This window comes from Microvirga subterranea (genome assembly GCF_003350535.1).
Classification (GTDB): domain Bacteria; phylum Pseudomonadota; class Alphaproteobacteria; order Rhizobiales; family Beijerinckiaceae; genus Microvirga; species Microvirga subterranea.
Map to the genome: position 1 here is coordinate 103180 of NZ_QQBB01000009.1, position 14023 is coordinate 117202.

13 protein-coding genes are annotated in these 14023 nt (G+C 67.5%); 7 read left to right on the top strand and 6 right to left on the bottom strand.

Annotated features, from left to right (window positions below; genetic code table 11):
* Window positions 1-247: 247 nt before the first annotated feature.
* Window positions 248-901: a response regulator transcription factor gene (locus DES45_RS26145; RefSeq protein ID WP_114771993.1), complete on the bottom strand. Its 654-nt coding sequence runs from the start codon at window positions 899-901 to the stop codon at window positions 248-250.
* Window positions 867-3470: an ATP-binding protein gene (locus tag DES45_RS20325; protein WP_170151576.1), complete on the bottom strand. Its 2604-nt coding sequence runs from the start codon at window positions 3468-3470 to the stop codon at window positions 867-869. Before DES45_RS20325 ends, DES45_RS26145 begins: the two co-directional genes overlap by 35 nt.
* A 403-nt stretch (window positions 3471-3873) precedes the next feature.
* Between DES45_RS20325 and DES45_RS20330 the strand changes: the two genes are divergently transcribed.
* Together DES45_RS20330 and DES45_RS20335 are read left to right on the top strand one after the other, a co-directional pair.
* A complete protein-coding gene (locus DES45_RS20330; RefSeq protein WP_245571808.1) occupies window positions 3874-4998 on the top strand; it encodes an AraC family transcriptional regulator in 1125 nt (374 codons plus the stop codon).
* A 110-nt stretch (window positions 4999-5108) separates the two neighbouring features.
* A complete protein-coding gene (locus DES45_RS20335) occupies window positions 5109-5471 on the top strand; it encodes a hypothetical protein (protein ID WP_114771999.1) in 363 nt (120 codons plus the stop codon).
* A 105-nt stretch (window positions 5472-5576) separates the two neighbouring features.
* Here the strand turns inward: DES45_RS20335 and DES45_RS20340 are convergent, their stop codons facing one another.
* Together DES45_RS20340 and DES45_RS20345 are read right to left on the bottom strand one after the other, a co-directional pair.
* Window positions 5577-6377 (bottom strand): outer membrane protein, encoded by an 801-nt coding sequence (locus DES45_RS20340; RefSeq protein ID WP_114772001.1) that lies wholly within the window; start codon window positions 6375-6377, stop codon window positions 5577-5579.
* Window positions 6378-6759: 382 nt separating this feature from the next.
* Complete coding sequence (locus DES45_RS20345; RefSeq protein WP_114772003.1) at window positions 6760-7083, bottom strand: hypothetical protein; 324 nt, start codon at window positions 7081-7083, stop codon at window positions 6760-6762.
* Between the two features lie 608 nt (window positions 7084-7691).
* Here DES45_RS20345 and DES45_RS20350 point away from each other — a divergent pair.
* The 3 genes from DES45_RS20350 to DES45_RS20360 all read left to right on the top strand — a co-directional run bounded on the left by DES45_RS20350 (window position 7692) and on the right by DES45_RS20360 (window position 10146).
* Complete coding sequence (locus DES45_RS20350) at window positions 7692-8372, top strand: calcium-binding protein (protein WP_114772005.1); 681 nt, start codon at window positions 7692-7694, stop codon at window positions 8370-8372.
* Between the two features lie 141 nt (window positions 8373-8513).
* Complete coding sequence (locus DES45_RS20355; protein WP_114772007.1) at window positions 8514-8774, top strand: hypothetical protein; 261 nt, start codon at window positions 8514-8516, stop codon at window positions 8772-8774.
* Between the two features lie 961 nt (window positions 8775-9735).
* Entirely contained in the window at window positions 9736-10146 is a 411-nt protein-coding gene (locus DES45_RS20360) for a hypothetical protein (protein WP_114772009.1), read from the top strand.
* Between the two features lie 89 nt (window positions 10147-10235).
* Here the strand turns inward: DES45_RS20360 and DES45_RS25875 are convergent, their stop codons facing one another.
* Window positions 10236-10685, bottom strand: a complete 450-nt coding sequence (locus DES45_RS25875) for a hypothetical protein (protein ID WP_173947865.1) — start codon at window positions 10683-10685, stop codon at window positions 10236-10238.
* Between the two features lie 237 nt (window positions 10686-10922).
* Between DES45_RS25875 and scpC the strand changes: the two genes are divergently transcribed.
* Window positions 10923-12434, top strand: coding sequence for a succinyl-CoA:acetate CoA-transferase ScpC (scpC, locus tag DES45_RS20370; RefSeq protein ID WP_114772011.1), 1512 nt, complete (start codon window positions 10923-10925; stop codon window positions 12432-12434).
* A 24-nt stretch (window positions 12435-12458) separates the two neighbouring features.
* Here scpC and DES45_RS20375 read toward each other — a convergent pair whose 3' ends face one another.
* Window positions 12459-12704 carry a hypothetical protein gene (locus DES45_RS20375; RefSeq protein ID WP_147282457.1) on the bottom strand — a complete coding sequence of 82 codons (246 nt, stop codon included), beginning with the start codon at window positions 12702-12704 and terminating at the stop codon, window positions 12459-12461.
* 165 nt (window positions 12705-12869) lie between these two features.
* Between DES45_RS20375 and DES45_RS20380 the strand changes: the two genes are divergently transcribed.
* Entirely contained in the window at window positions 12870-14018 is a 1149-nt protein-coding gene (locus DES45_RS20380) for an amidohydrolase (protein WP_114772015.1), read from the top strand.
* The last annotated feature ends 5 nt before the right edge of the window (window positions 14019-14023 follow it).

Genomic DNA, 14023 nt, shown 5'->3' on the forward strand with positions numbered 1-14023 from the left:
AGCAATGGGATGGCAGTAACAATAAGCGTCGCTGGAAGCGGTGAAAACTCGGGCGATCACGAGGCGCCGCGGCTCGATGACTCCAGGAGAAGCATCCTGCGAAAGGTCGTGTCCCAACCTGTCAAGCATCCGTCCCAGGCGATCAAGCAGAGCCGTTCGAAAGCATCATCATGGCTCTCGCAAAGGTTCCTCCCCGCACCCCCTTGGCATACCTTTGCACACTCAGCCCCGCCCCAGCCTCGCAGCCTCACGGGCGGGGCTGCCTTTCCACTCCGGAATGGGCCTCCGACGCCCCTTCCGACCCGGCGGCGAGCCACAGGCGGACGAGGTCCGTGAGCGCCTTCGATCCCGTCTTCTCCATGATGTGGGCCCGATGAAACTCGATCGTGCGGTGGCTGATGCCAAGTTTGACCGCCGCCTCCTTGTTCGACTCGCCTGAGACGAGCCGCTCGAGAACCGCACGCTCGCGCGGCGTGAGAACCTCCAGGCGCCGTACCGCCTCGCGGCTTTCACCGTCGGCGGCGCTGCCCGAGCGACGCCGCAATCCCTCCTCGACCGCATCGAACAGGGCGGCGGCCTCGAAGGGCTTCTCGAGAAAATCGATCGCGCCCGCTTTCATCGCCGCAACCGCCAGAGGAATGTCGCCATGGCCGGTGATGAGGACCAGCGGAAGCGCGATTCCCTGGCCTTGCAGCCGGCGGAGCAGCGCCAGGCCGTCGGTGCCCGGCATGCGCACGTCGCTCACGACGCAGCCGGGCTCGAGGGCGCCGCCCCGCGCCAGCAGCTCGTCGGCGGACGCATAGGCGCAGGTCCGGTATCCCCTCGCGTCGAGAAGGGCCACGAGGGAGTCCCGCATCGCCTCGTCGTCATCCACCACGTGGATGGTGGCTTCGCTCGTCATCGGTGACCTCCTTCTTTCGCGCGGCAGGAACGGTGAACAGAAAGACGGCGCCGCCGCCCGGACGCTCCTCGGCCCACAGGCGGCCGCCATGCGCGTCGACGATCGCACGGCAGATCGAGAGCCCGATGCCGAGACCCTCGGCCTTCGTGGTGGCGAAGGGACGAAACAGCATGCCTCCGTCGTCGGGCAGGCCGGGACCGTTGTCGGCAACCGAAATCTCCACCTCGTCGTCGGACGTCACCCGCGTGGCGACGGTGATCTCGCGCGGATGATGGCCCTCCGTCGCCTCGATGGCGTTCTTCACGAGGTTGAACACCACCTGCTGGATCTGGATGGCGTCGACGAGGATTGCCGGATCCTCCGACCCGAAGTCGAGCCGCGTCCGCAGCTCGGGATCCCGCGCGCCCACCAGGGCGAGAGCGACCGCATCCTCTACGAGCGGTCGCGTCCTGACGATGCGCCGGTCGATGTCTCCATGGGCCACGAAGCTCCTGAGCCGCCGCAGGATCGCGCCGGCGCGCAGGGTCTGCTGGGTCGCGCGGTCGAGGCGCGCAAGCGCCCTCTCCCGGCTGTCCGGCTCGTCGCCCGTCAGCGCGATGCGCGCGGCATTGAGGAAGTTCGCCGCCGCGCCGAGGGGCTGGTTCAGCTCGTGCGCCAGAGCCGCGGTCATCTCGCCCATGGCGCTCAGGCGCGATGCGTGCAGGAGCTGGGACTGGAGCTCGCGCAGACGCTCCTCCGCCAGCCGGGCCTCGGTGACGTCTACGTTCGCGCCGAGGAAGCGGATGAGGCGGCCGGTGGAATCGTACATGGCGAGCCCGCGGTCGACGATCCATCGCACGGAGCCGTCGGGTCGGACGATGCGGTACTCGCTCTCCAGCCGCCCGCTCGCCATCGCGGCCTGCCTGAGCTCCATGACGCGCTCGCGGTCGTCCGGATGGACCTGCGCGAGCCAGGCCTCCGGACTCTGGTGCCCCTGGCTCTGCGGGTCGAGACCATAGAGCCGGCAATAGGATTCCGAGCAGGTTGCGACTCCCCGCAACGCGTCCCAGTCCCACGTGCCGACACCTCCGGCCGCCTGCGCCAGCTGCAGCCTCGCCTCGCCGTCGCGGAGGGCGGCCTCCGTGGCTTTCTGGACCGTCAGGTCGCGGACGACCTCGACCCACATGGGCTGGCCTTGGTACACGATGAAGCGGGTGCACAGCTCGATGGGAAAGATCGATCCGTCGGGCCGCTGCCCCACGCTCTGGAACGGCTCGTCCATCTCCTTGCGGGCATCGGCAATTGCAGCCTGCCGCGCGAAGGACGGAATGAAGTGCAGCGGACGGTGGCCGACCACGTCATCGCGCGACGCGTAGCCGAACATGGTCCAGAATGCGGTGTTGGCCTCGATCACCCGCCACCTGCTGTGGATCGCCACGCCTTCGCGCGTGGCAGAGGCCAGGGCGCGGTAGCGCTCCTCGCTCTCGCGCAGGGCGGTCTCCGCGCGGTGGCGCTTCGCGGCGGCCTCCGACAGGGTCGCGCTGAGCATGTTGACCTCGCGCACGACCGTCTCCAGCAGCCGCACGGCCTCGCCCTGCCCGAGGCGCTCGGCCTCCAGAGCGAGCCGGCCGACCGGGCGCTCGATGCGGCGCGAGAACACCAGCGCGAGAACCGCCGCGAGCACGAGCATGCCGGCCGCAAGCGTCGACAGGCCCATGAGGGAGTGGCGCAGCGGTGCCGTCGTGTGGGCGCTGGGTAGCATGACGAGCGCGACCCAGCCCGAGAGATCCGAGCGGTCGAAGGCGACGAGGGCCTTCTCGTCGGGAGGGGCCACGACCCGCTCTCCGAGGATGCCGTCGCCACCCCTGATGTCGTCCCAGAGCGGGCGCGGCAGAGGCGTCCCGACAACCTCGTCGCCCTTTCCGGACTGGGCGATGATGCTGCCCCGGCGGTCCGCCACCACGATCGTCCAGCCCGCCGGGCGGTCCATCCCCATGACGAGTTCGCGGATGCTCTCGGGCTCCAGGCTGAGGTTGAGGAAGTACGCGATGTCGTTGCCCTTGAAGACCGGCACGTTCACGATGAACAGGGGCTTGCGCGTCACGCCGCCGATCAGGAGGTTCGACACCGCCGGCCGCCGCGTCTCCAGCACCAGCCGGTCCGTTTCCGCGTCGACATTGGTCGGCAGGGGCGCGCCGTGCGGCAGGCGCGTGTTCACCACCTGGCGGCTGTTCAGGTCGCGGAGCACCACGTTGATCCCGAGCCGCCGGAAGACGTCCCGCGCCTGTCGGTCGAAGGCGTCGAGGTCGTCCTCCTGCAGCGCCCGGGACAGCGAGAGGATTTCCGTCGCCGCGATGAGGCCCGCGAGCTTGCGATCGCTCGCGGCCACGACGTCGTGGGCGGCCCTGAGCCCCTCCTGCGTCATCCGACGCTGCTCCGAGCCCACATAGGACCAGGCCAGCACCGCCGCCAGGATCAGCACGGGCAGGATCAGGGCAAGGCACAGCAGCGCCAGATGCCACGAAAGGGCGCGGTCGCGGCTGCCACGTGGCGGGATCTCGGCCGATGCCGGTCGGGTCTGACGGTTCACGTCCTGCATGGCTCAGCGGCGGCAGGAGGTTTCGGCACGGCATGCTCCCGTGCCCAACAGACCGATCCGCTCTTCTGCCGCATATCCTTCCCCTGCCTTACCATTGAGATCAAACCATCGAAGCAGAGCCATGCGGATTGATCTATCGCAATTCAGCCGGGTCCGTTTGCGATCAGACTGTGCATCGACTGTTGTTCGCGTGGCATTATCCGCGGCCGCCCACAGAGAAACCGCCATGGATCGGCGCACTCTCCCTGGGTCTACTCCCTCATAATACTTCGAAGGGATAGGTGCGCGGCAAGTATCCTGCGCCTGCTGTACCGGTATTTTTCCGAGTTTTTCAGTTCTTTCGATCTGTCCATCTTAACCTGTGAGGTTTGCTTTGCGCTGAAGGAGTCCGCCCGTGAGCACCTTGTCCCATCGCATGGCCGGATTGCCGGAGCTTCGCATCGGCGCGCAGCTTCGTCGCGCCGAAGACACGCGGTCCAGGATGTCCGCCGCGGCAATTCCCGGAGGCTTCGTGCGCATGGGGGTCGCCAAGGAGATCGCATCGGTCCTGAAGGATTTCGGCCTCGATGCCGCCGCGGTCATCCGCGACGCGAACCTCGATCCCGCCCTGTTCGATGACGGCGACAACGTGATCTCCTTCGTGGCGCTGGGCCGGCTCGTCACCCTGTGCGTGGCGCGCACGAAATGCGAGCATTTCGGTCTTCTGGTGGGACAGAAGGCCACCATCTCGGGCCTGGGGCCCGTCGGCGGCCTCATGCAGCATTCGGCCACGGTCGGAGAGGCCCTGCGCAACCTGATCCAGCACATCCACCTCTGCGACCGCGGCGCCGCCCCGCTGCTGACGGTCACCGGCGACGAAGCGATGCTGAGCTATGCCATCTATCAGCCGGGCGTGGAGAGCACGGACCAGATCGCCGACGCCGTCATGGTCCTGTGCGCGGTGATCATGCGCACCCTCTGCGGCGCGGAATGGCTACCGGGGGAGGTTCTTCTGCCGCGGCAGCTCCCGGCGGATCCGGTCCTCTACCATCGCCTCTTCCGGGCGCCGGTGCGGTTCGACCAGGAGACGGCGGCCCTGGTGTTCCCGGCACGCTGGCTCGATCACGAGATCGCAGGAGCCGATCCGGTCTTCCGCCAGATCTTCGACGACAGGGTGCGCGAGCTCGAAGCGGCCAACACGCCCGACTTCGCGGACGATCTCCGACGCGTGCTGCGCACCCGCATCCTCGCCGGCCGGTGCTCGGCCCAAGCCGTGGCGACGATGTTCGCCATGCACCGGCGGACGCTGAACCGGCATCTGAACCAGGAAGGCAAGTGCTACCAGGACATCATCGACGAGACCCGCTTCGAGGTCGCACGCCAGCTGCTGAACGACACGAAGCTGCCCTTGAGCCACGTGGCGGCGGCCCTCGGCTATTCGGAGGCGAGCGCCTTCACGCGCGCCTTCCGCCGCTGGTCCGGCCAGACCCCGACCGCATGGCGCACGGCGACGGTCGCGCGGGTCGGCATGGAGCAGTGAAACCGCGGCGCGCACGGCCCCCGCGCGCGGCATCCCTGGGGACGGCGAAACGCCGCCAGGACGACGATGGGGGCTCCCGCGGGCCATGCCCGCCAGAAGGAGGTCGGCCCATGCGTTCCCTGTCGATGGCCCTCGTGCTCGCCGCAATCGTCCCCCTCGTGGTCCCCGTGCCGGCGGAGGCGCAACAGCCCCGCAGACGGCAGCTCGGCGACGGCGGGCCGCTGGTCCTGCGGGTGACGCCGCGCAGCTTCCTCGATCCCGGCACAGCCGTTCCGGTGGGCTCGATCAATCCCGGCTATACGGGCTACGGGCAGGCGCAATCCTACCTGGCGAGCCCACCCTACATGCAGAACAACGAACGCTTCAGCGGCGGCGGCAACCTGCCCGACCCGGTCACGAACGGGCCTTACGTGGGTGCGCGCAATCCGTTCGGCCCGATCGACTACGTCGCGCCGTCCGGCCTGGCGCGCTGATCGTTCCCGAGAGCGGACACAAGTCGAGCGCGTGACGCGATCCGACGAAAAAAGGCCCGGGATTTCTCCCGGGCCTTTGCCGTCGAGGCTGCACCCCCGCAAGGCTCAGTACGTTCCGAACTTGAAGTTCAGCTTCGCGCGAGCCACGAAGAAGTCGTTGTCGTTGTTGTTGTTGGCCACGATGGGAGCGATGACCGGGGCCGCACCCCCGCCGACCGGCGTGAAGGTCCCGATGACGCCGTTGAAGTCGTCGTTGTTGTCATCGAAGCTCAGCCACAGGCCTTCGAGCCCGAAGGTGACGGCGGACGATCCGAACCAGTTGGCGGGAAGCGCCCACTCGACACCGCCGCCGACCGTCCAGCCGGTGCTGTTGTCCGTGTAGGCGAGACCGCCGGTGGCGTAGATGAGCACGCGATCGAACGCGACGCCGATGCGCCCGCGCACGGATCCCCACCAATCGGGCGCGTTGCTGTTGAACACGCCCGGCACGAAGGTGCCGGCGAAGCCCGTGGCCGGGATGAACACCACGTTCTGGTCGCGGTCAGTATCGGCCCACTGGATGTCGGTCTCGACGCCGACGACGAACGACCCGATCTGGTAGTTGTACCCGATCTGGCCGCCACCGGTGAAGCCGCCGTCGTCGCTGTTCGAGAACACCAGCGTTCCGGCGAGGCCCGCCGGAAGGCCGAGGCCGGGGCCCAGGATCACGGGATCACGGTTGCTGTCGCGCCAGCCCCAGCCGGCATTCACACCGACGTAGAAGCCCGTCCAGGTGAAGATCGGGACCGCCTGGATGACAGGAGCCGGCGGAGCCGCCCTGACGGGCAGGTCGGCTGCGGAGGCCGCCGTGAACGCGAGTGTCGATATAGCTGTCGCTGCAAGTAAACTCGAAGTGCACTTTCTCATGAGAGTCACCCTTGTGCCAAGAGGAACGGTCGCAGCTTACGGCCATAACGTCGTCATTCCCTATAGCAAACTTGCAACACCTCTTGGACGATGACTGTCGAAGCGGCAGTATCAAAAGTAGTACCTCCATCATTTACTTTAGGAAATCACGTATTCGATGAGATTATGATCCCGCACCGCCCTTGTTTATCGATTTGTTAACTTGACGCCCCGGACGCATCGTGACTTACTGATGATGCTTTTCGGATGTCATCCCGAAGGCGAGGAGAAAACTCAAACCCTGCCTGACCAAGGCAGGGTTTTTTCGTCGAGGAGCTTCGACCGGAGCCCGACGCTCGACGCGGCGACTTTCCGGAACTGCCTCCGTGAATGCGGGTCGGGCTCAACTTTTTGAGGCGTCCCGGAATGACGGAGATGGTGCGGAAGGAGCGGGGAGCGGCGGCAGGGCCGTCCCGCTGTCCGCCACGCGGAGCCTCCCGCCGCGATCGATCTGCGCCGGGGCACGCCATTCGCTCGGGACGCCATAGAGCGTCGCCTCCCCGCGCCCGCGCCACACGGCGGCGATGTCGCGCAGGCCGCGCATCACGATCCACGTGACACCCAGCACGGTCACCGGCACGGCGACGAGCCAGAGGGCCTGGATGAATTCGGGCCAGGTGTGGAACTTCGACAGCCAATCGGCCAGGACGCTGTAGGGCTGCTCCATCGCGACAACTCCCTCGGAAACAAACGACCACCAGCACCGCTGGTGGTCGGGGAGTTGAGAAGCCGTCTGTGGACGACCGCGCTGCCCTTTAGGCTCTCGCCCTGGACATGCGGCAGCACCTCCCCGGCCCTAAGGCAAGGAAGGCATCGAAGCGGTCGATGCAGGACCGCCACAGAAGGGGTTCTCACGCCCCGGAGCCGGATGCATCCGGCTCTGCGGTCAGGCTTAGCATGGGGTGGGTCGCGGTTCAAAGCGGGCGCGCCCTTCTCCCTCTCCCGGTGGAAAAGGTGAAGCCATGATGACCTCGTACCTCGACGGCGCGGGCGGCTCGTGTGTCCCCTTACGGGATTTCGGGCGCCGGGGATGACATCGGGAGGGGCACGCCCTCCTTGTCATTCCCGGCCGGAGCGCAGCGGAGGGGAAGGGAATCCACTCGCGCGGCCGGATGATGAATGGCTCCCTTCCCGGTCCTCCGGACCGCCGGGGATGACACACCATTCTGTCTCTTGCCCATCACTCGCGTGCCCTTCCGCACACCGGCCCGCATTCATCAATTGTAATAACGTTTCGATCAGTCTAGAGACTGAACATCCATTTTGGGGGCAATCATGACCACATCCGACACCCGTACCAAGCACATCGAGGTTCCGACGGACCTGTTCGAGCTTCCGGCGGTGCAGGCCTACGCCGCGATCCCGTTCTCCGGCGGTCTGTCCGCGATCGCCAAGACCATCGGCGGCACCGGCAGGAAGGAAACCCTCTTGGGCACGGACGGATCGGACGTGATCCGCGCCGGCAACGGGAACGACATCGTCTTCGGCCTAAGGGGCAACGACAAGCTCTACGGTCAGAACGGCCGCGACGCGCTCTGGGGCGGAGCCGGCAAGGACCAGCTCGACGGCGGGGACGGGCTCGACAACCTCTTCGGCGAAGACGGCAACGACAAGCTCTATGGCCGCGCAGGCGACGACTTTTTGGTCGGCGGCAAGGGCGCGGACACGCTCACCGGCGGAGCCGGCGGCGACACCTTCCAGGTGGATCTAGGCGGCGTCGACAGGATCATGGACTTTGAATCCGGAATGGATCGCGTCAACCTGCTGTTCTTCGTCGAGTCCATCGGGGAGGACGAGTTCGTTCTCGGCACGGCGGCCAAGGATGCAAACGACCGCGTCATCTACGATCAGACCACCGGATACCTCTACTACGATGCCGACGGGAACGGCGCCGGCGCGGCCGTCCTGTTCGCCATCAACGTGAGAAAGTCCGCCATGGTCTTCTACGACTTCTAAGCCGCAACCGCCCCGGTACGGGCTCCTCACTGCAGGAAGGCGCGTCCCTTCCCGCCTTTGGCGCGCCGGGGATAAGACCGGCCGCGCCGCTCAGGGGCGGGGCCGGCCGGGCGCGGGGACGCGGCGGACCGTCGGCCCGCCGTGTTCGAGGATGCGGATCTTCTCCTCGACCAGCTCGGCCAGGGCGCTTCCGGGGCTGACGGCGCGCAGCTGCCCCACCGCATCCTTGATCTGCTGCAGATCCGACGGGGACGGCTGCGCGCTCCTTCGGCTCCGAGGCTCGTGCTCCAGGACCATGCGGAATCCTCCTTCGAGGCGACAGCAGCCGCGGACGCGGCGGACCTCCTCACGCTGGGCTTGGCCGGCTGCCGCCTGCGTTGCAGGCAGATTACGGATTCGTAATGCGACGCCCCGTGCGGCACGCCACAGGGCGCGACCTCCACCTCTCCCGGCGGGAGAGGCAGGATAGCGGGTCCGGGTGAGGGGTTACGCCGGCTCAGGATGCGGCGCGCTTTCCCTCCTCCTTGTGGGGAGGGACCAAGCGTGGGGGTGCCGGCGCCACGCTGGTTGAGGATGGCGCCCACACCCCCCTCTCCAACTCTCCCCCACAAAGGGGGTATAGGGCGCCGTTGCGGCTCCGTGCGAACTCTCGAACCGTCGAAACCCCTCACCCACGCTGCGCGACCTCTCCCTGGAGGGAGAGGTGAGGCGGCGGCGTGCTGCGCCCTGGCGAACCTGGTCGCGCTCCGACTTTTCGATCCCGCTCCCAACTCCTCCCCGCACGGAACGGACGGTCCGAGCGGGTATTTGTTCTTATTTTGTTCTTGACAACCGGCCCAAGCTTCGCTATATCGTTCTGCATCCGCCCCGCCGGGGACGCGCCCGAGGCGTCGGCTGTGGGGGCGGGTGCGGTTTTCGGCCGGACCGGGTCTCGCAAGCCCGGCGCCGCCGGGATCCCGAGCGGGAGACGACGCAGGCGGCCGCGTTCGGGCGTGGCCTTCTTCGTCCTCTTCCCAGCCTCGCCCGCACCGGGTGCGCCACGCATCCGGGGCTGCGCGAAATGCGCCTTAAGGGGCATGGGGATGACTGTGGCATCCCGGATCATGCCCCGGAGCGCGAGGCCGGGCTCCTTCAGGAAAGCCGCGTGCGGGACGATTTGGGCCCGCCGCACGAACGGCAGCCCGCTCCCGAACTCCCCCGCCCGCTCCGCCGGAGCGGCGAGGCCCAGACGTCCCGCGCCTCCCCGTCCCGTTCCAGGACAGAGCCAGGACCGGTCCGGCCCTCCTTCCCGCCGCACGCGGCGGGAAGCCGATGCCCCCTGCCCTTTTCATCCGTTCCTTTTCTTCATTGATCGGTGACGCCCATGTTTCTCTACGACCTGCTCAAGGACCCCGCCCTGCTCCCGTCCGAGGACGCGATCGACCTGCCGGATTTCGTGCGGCCCGATTATCCCTTCGACCTGCCGCCGTACCGGCGCGCCTTCTTCGCGCGGGTGTTCGAGGCGGCGGGCGTGCCGCGGACCTGCCCGAACGGCGCCTGCCGCCGGACCCGGCGCTGCGAGGGCGAGGCCGGGCCGCCCTGCTACAGGGCCGACCGGGAGCGCCTGAGCCGGCTGCTGCTGCGGGTCTATGTGGCGCTCCACTACATGACGCCCGAGGGCATCGCGGCGGTGGCCATCGACCTCGACGAGGAGCTCGGCGGGCCGCCGCTCAACCTGACCTCCGACTTCCTCCGCCCGCTCACGCCGCCCATGAAAGGCGACGGCTCGCGGTGAACGGCGACGAGGCGCCGTGCCTCAAGTGTGCTTTAAGGGCGGAACCGGCTGTGGCGACGCGCCCATCCGGTTCCGCTCCACGCGGCGGGCTAGAAGCCGACGCCGATCGAGACGCCTCCATACGGGCCGCCATAGCCGTAGTATGGACGGTAGTAGGGCCGGCCGTAGCCTGCGTAGTAGCGCGTCGGCGCATAATAGGGGGCGGGGCGATAATAGCCGTAGGGATAGCCGTAACGCACGACCCGTGCGGGCCGGTAATAGCCATAGCGGTAGGGCCGGGCGTACCGCACGACCCGGACGGGCCGGTAGGGACGATAATAGCCATAGCGGTAAGGCCGCGCATAACGGACGACGCGGACCGAGCGCCGAGGTCCCCAATTCCGGTACACGACCTTGCGGTGGACATGGCCGGAGCGGTGCTTGGCGTAAGCCACCTCGACCTTGTCGAGGTTGGGAATCGCGGGTTTCGGGGACGCTTCGGCCATGCCGCCCCAGGCGACGCTCACGGCCAGGGCGGCCAGCAGATGACGGAGACGCATCGATACCTCCTAAGGTGATATGTCATGAAACGTATGCTCCGCGGGGCCGTTCCCACGGCATCTCCTGCCCGACGGGTGCGACGGGGCTCTCGAAGCGGGTGGGACACGGCGGAAGAGTTACCTTAAGCGGCCCAGCGCCATGCGCTCAGGTCAGGTCTGGTGTTCATGCCGCCGGATTCCTACGGTCACGCTCGGGATCGTATGAGCAGAGGCGGAGCGAAGAAGGGAGCCTTGCCCATGGCTGACGCAACTCGGGTCCAGGATCCTGCCCTGCGCGGCAGGATCATGTCGGCGGAGGAGGCGGCCGGCCTCATTCCCACGGGCGCCAATGTCGGAATGAGCGGCTTTACCGGCGCCGGCTATCCAAAGGAGGTTCCCGTCGCCCTCGCCCGCCGCATCATGGCGGCGCACGAACGCGGCGATCCGTTCCGGATCGGCGTGTGGACCGGCGCCTCGACCGCGCCGGAGCTCGACGGCGCGCTCGCCAAGGTCGACGGCATCGAGATGCGCCTGCCCTACCAGTCCGACCCGACCTGCCGCGAACGGATCAATGCCGGGCAGATGGACTACATCGACATCCACCTGTCGCACGTGGCGCAGTTCGTCTGGTTCGGCTTCCTCGGCCATCTCGACGTGGCCGTCGTCGAGGTGGCGGCTGTGCTGGACGGAGGTCGCCTGGTCCCGTCCTCGTCGGTCGGCAACAACAAGACCTGGCTCGACCAGGCCGACAAGGTCATCCTCGAGGTGAACCGGCGCCAGAGCCTGGCGCTGGAAGGCATGCACGACATTTATTACGGCACCCGCCTGCCGCCGCATCGCCAGCCGATCCCGCTCGTCCACCCGAGCGACCGGATCGGGACGCCCTATCTCATGTGCGATCCGGCCAAGATCGTCGCCATCGTCGAGACGGACCAGCCGGACCGCAACACCCGCTTCACCCCGCCCGATGAGACGTCGCGCATGATCGCCGGACATGTGATCGAGTTCCTCGGACACGAGGTGAAGAAGGGCCGACTGCCGAACACGCTCCTGCCGCTGCAATCCGGGGTCGGCAACGTGGCGAACGCGGTGTTCGCGGGCCTTAAGGACAGCCCGTTCGAGAACCTCACCGCTTACACGGAGGTGCTGCAGGACGGGATGCTCGACCTCGTCGATTCCGGAAAGCTGACCTTCGCGTCCGCCACCGCCCTGTCCCTGAGCCACGAGGCCGCCGCCCGCTTCGAGAAGAATATCGAGGAATTCCGCCAGAAGATCGTCCTGCGGCCGCAGGAGATCAGCAACCACCCGGAGATCATCCGCCGGCTCGGGATCATCGCCATGAACGGGATGATCGAGGCCGACATCTACGGCAACGTCAACTCCACCCATGTGATGGGATCGAGCATCATGAACGGGATCGGGGGCTCCGGCGATTTCGCCCGCAACGCGTTCCTGTCCTTCTTCATGACCCCGTCGGTCGCTAAGGGCGGCACGATCTCGTGCATCGTCCCCATGGTGTCCCATGTCGATCATACGGAGCACGACGTTCAGGTGGTCGTGACCGAGCAGGGGCTTGCGGACCTGCGCGGCCTCGCACCGCGGCAGCGCGCCAGGGTCGTCATCGAGAACTGCGCGCACCCGCATTTCCGGCCTGCGCTCCAGGATTATTTCGAGCGCGCCGTCCGCGGGGCGCCCGGCCGGCACACCCCTCACCTCCTCGACGAGGCGCTGAGCTGGCACGCGCGCTACCTGCGGCACGGAACGATGTAAATGGATCCGACGCGGCGCTCCTGCTCACACGTCCGGCATGGTGACTGTCACGTCCCGGCGCGAGAGACGGTGCTGAAGGTCGTTGCAGTCGCGCGCCCGGAGCCCGTCGAGGTAGCCGAGCTCGGTCCGCGCATGATCGTCCGTGAGGCGGACCACGAGACCGTCTCCGTCGCGGGCGATGGTGGCGACCGTCACCAGGCCGATCGGCGTCTCCCGCTCGATCCGGCCGCCGAGAACATCGTCGCATTGCATCCGCAGAATGACGTCCATCGCCACCTCCTCGTTGGCCGTCCGGCTATCAAGGCGCCGGCCGGACTTAAGGTTTCCGCATGCCATGAATAGCGAAGCCGCATGGGAGCACACCAGTGACCTTCCGGCGCATCCGCGCTAACAACAAGTGATGAGTACGGCCCACCCTGAATCACCGAGATCCTCATGTTCCTGACCAACCAAGACGTGATCGAACTGACCGAATGGCGGCGACGGCTCCACCGGATGCCGGAGGTGTCGAGGGAGGAGGCGAAGACCGCCGAGGAGGTTCAGGCCTTTCTCGAAGCGAACGCCCCCGACCGGATCGTTACGAGCCTCGGCGGACACGGGGTCGCGGCGGTCTACGAGGGCCGCGAGCCGGGTCCGACCGTGATGGTCAGGGCCGAGCTCGACGCCCTGCCGATCGAGGAGATCAGCGACGCACCGCATCGCTCCGCCATTCCCGGCAAGGGGCATCTGTGCGGCCATGACGGCCATATGGCGATCCTGGCCGCCCTCGCCCGCGGCCTCGGCCGCCAGCGTCCCCGGCGGGGCCGCGCCGTGTTGCTCTTCCAGCCGGCCGAGGAAGACGGATCCGGCGCCGCCGCCGTTGTGGCGGACCCGAAGTTCCGCGAGATCGCACCCGACATCGCCTTTTCCCTGCACAACATGCCCGGCATCCCGTTCGGCAAGGCCGCTCTGGCGGAGGGCGTGGTCAACTGCGCATCGCGCGGCATGCGCATCACCCTGACCGGCAAGACCGCCCATGCCTCGATGCCGGAGACGGGCATTTCCCCCATGAACGCGGTGGCGCACCTGATGTCGGCCCTCACGGCGCTGAGCCACGGCAGCACGCTGGACGAGACCTTTTCCCTGGTGACGATCACCCATGCTGAAATGGGCGAGCCAGCCTTCGGCATCGCGCCGGCACATGCCGAGATCTGGGCCACCCTGCGCACGCTGACCGATTCCCGGATGCAGGATCTCTGCGCCAGGGCCGAGGCGTTGGCCGCAGAAGCCGCGCGGAACCAAGGCCTGAAGGTCGACATCGCCTACGACGACGTCTTCCACCACTGCGAGAACGCTCCCGAGGCGGTCGCGCACCTGCGCCGCGCGCTCGAGGCCGAAGGCGTGCCGCATGACGAAGGCGCAGGTCCCATCCGGGCCTCGGAGGATTTCGGCCGCTTCGGCCAGAAGGCGCCCGCCGCCATGTTCTTCCTGGGTGCGGGCGAGACCTATCCGAGCCTCCACAACCCGGACTACGACTTCCCGGACGACCTGATTGGAATCGGCGCCCGCGTCTTCATGCGGGCGCTCCGTGACATCCTGGGCTAGGCGGC

What these genes read in the sequence shown, in the direction of transcription:
- DES45_RS20375 (WP_147282457.1), bottom strand. Translation starts at nt 12,704, where the DNA reads ATGGACGTCATTCTGCGGATGCAATGCGACGATGTTCTCGGCGGCCGG.
- DES45_RS20380 (WP_114772015.1), top strand. Translation starts at nt 12,870, where the DNA reads ATGTTCCTGACCAACCAAGACGTGATCGAACTGACCGAATGGCGGCGA.
- DES45_RS20360 (WP_114772009.1), top strand. Translation starts at nt 9,736, where the DNA reads ATGTTTCTCTACGACCTGCTCAAGGACCCCGCCCTGCTCCCGTCCGAG.
- scpC (WP_114772011.1), top strand. Translation starts at nt 10,923, where the DNA reads ATGGCTGACGCAACTCGGGTCCAGGATCCTGCCCTGCGCGGCAGGATC.
- DES45_RS25875 (WP_173947865.1), bottom strand. Translation starts at nt 10,685, where the DNA reads ATGCGTCTCCGTCATCTGCTGGCCGCCCTGGCCGTGAGCGTCGCCTGG.
- DES45_RS26145 (WP_114771993.1), bottom strand. Translation starts at nt 901, where the DNA reads ATGACGAGCGAAGCCACCATCCACGTGGTGGATGACGACGAGGCGATG.
- DES45_RS20335 (WP_114771999.1), top strand. Translation starts at nt 5,109, where the DNA reads ATGCGTTCCCTGTCGATGGCCCTCGTGCTCGCCGCAATCGTCCCCCTC.
- DES45_RS20350 (WP_114772005.1), top strand. Translation starts at nt 7,692, where the DNA reads ATGACCACATCCGACACCCGTACCAAGCACATCGAGGTTCCGACGGAC.
- DES45_RS20345 (WP_114772003.1), bottom strand. Translation starts at nt 7,083, where the DNA reads ATGGAGCAGCCCTACAGCGTCCTGGCCGATTGGCTGTCGAAGTTCCAC.
- DES45_RS20340 (WP_114772001.1), bottom strand. Translation starts at nt 6,377, where the DNA reads ATGAGAAAGTGCACTTCGAGTTTACTTGCAGCGACAGCTATATCGACA.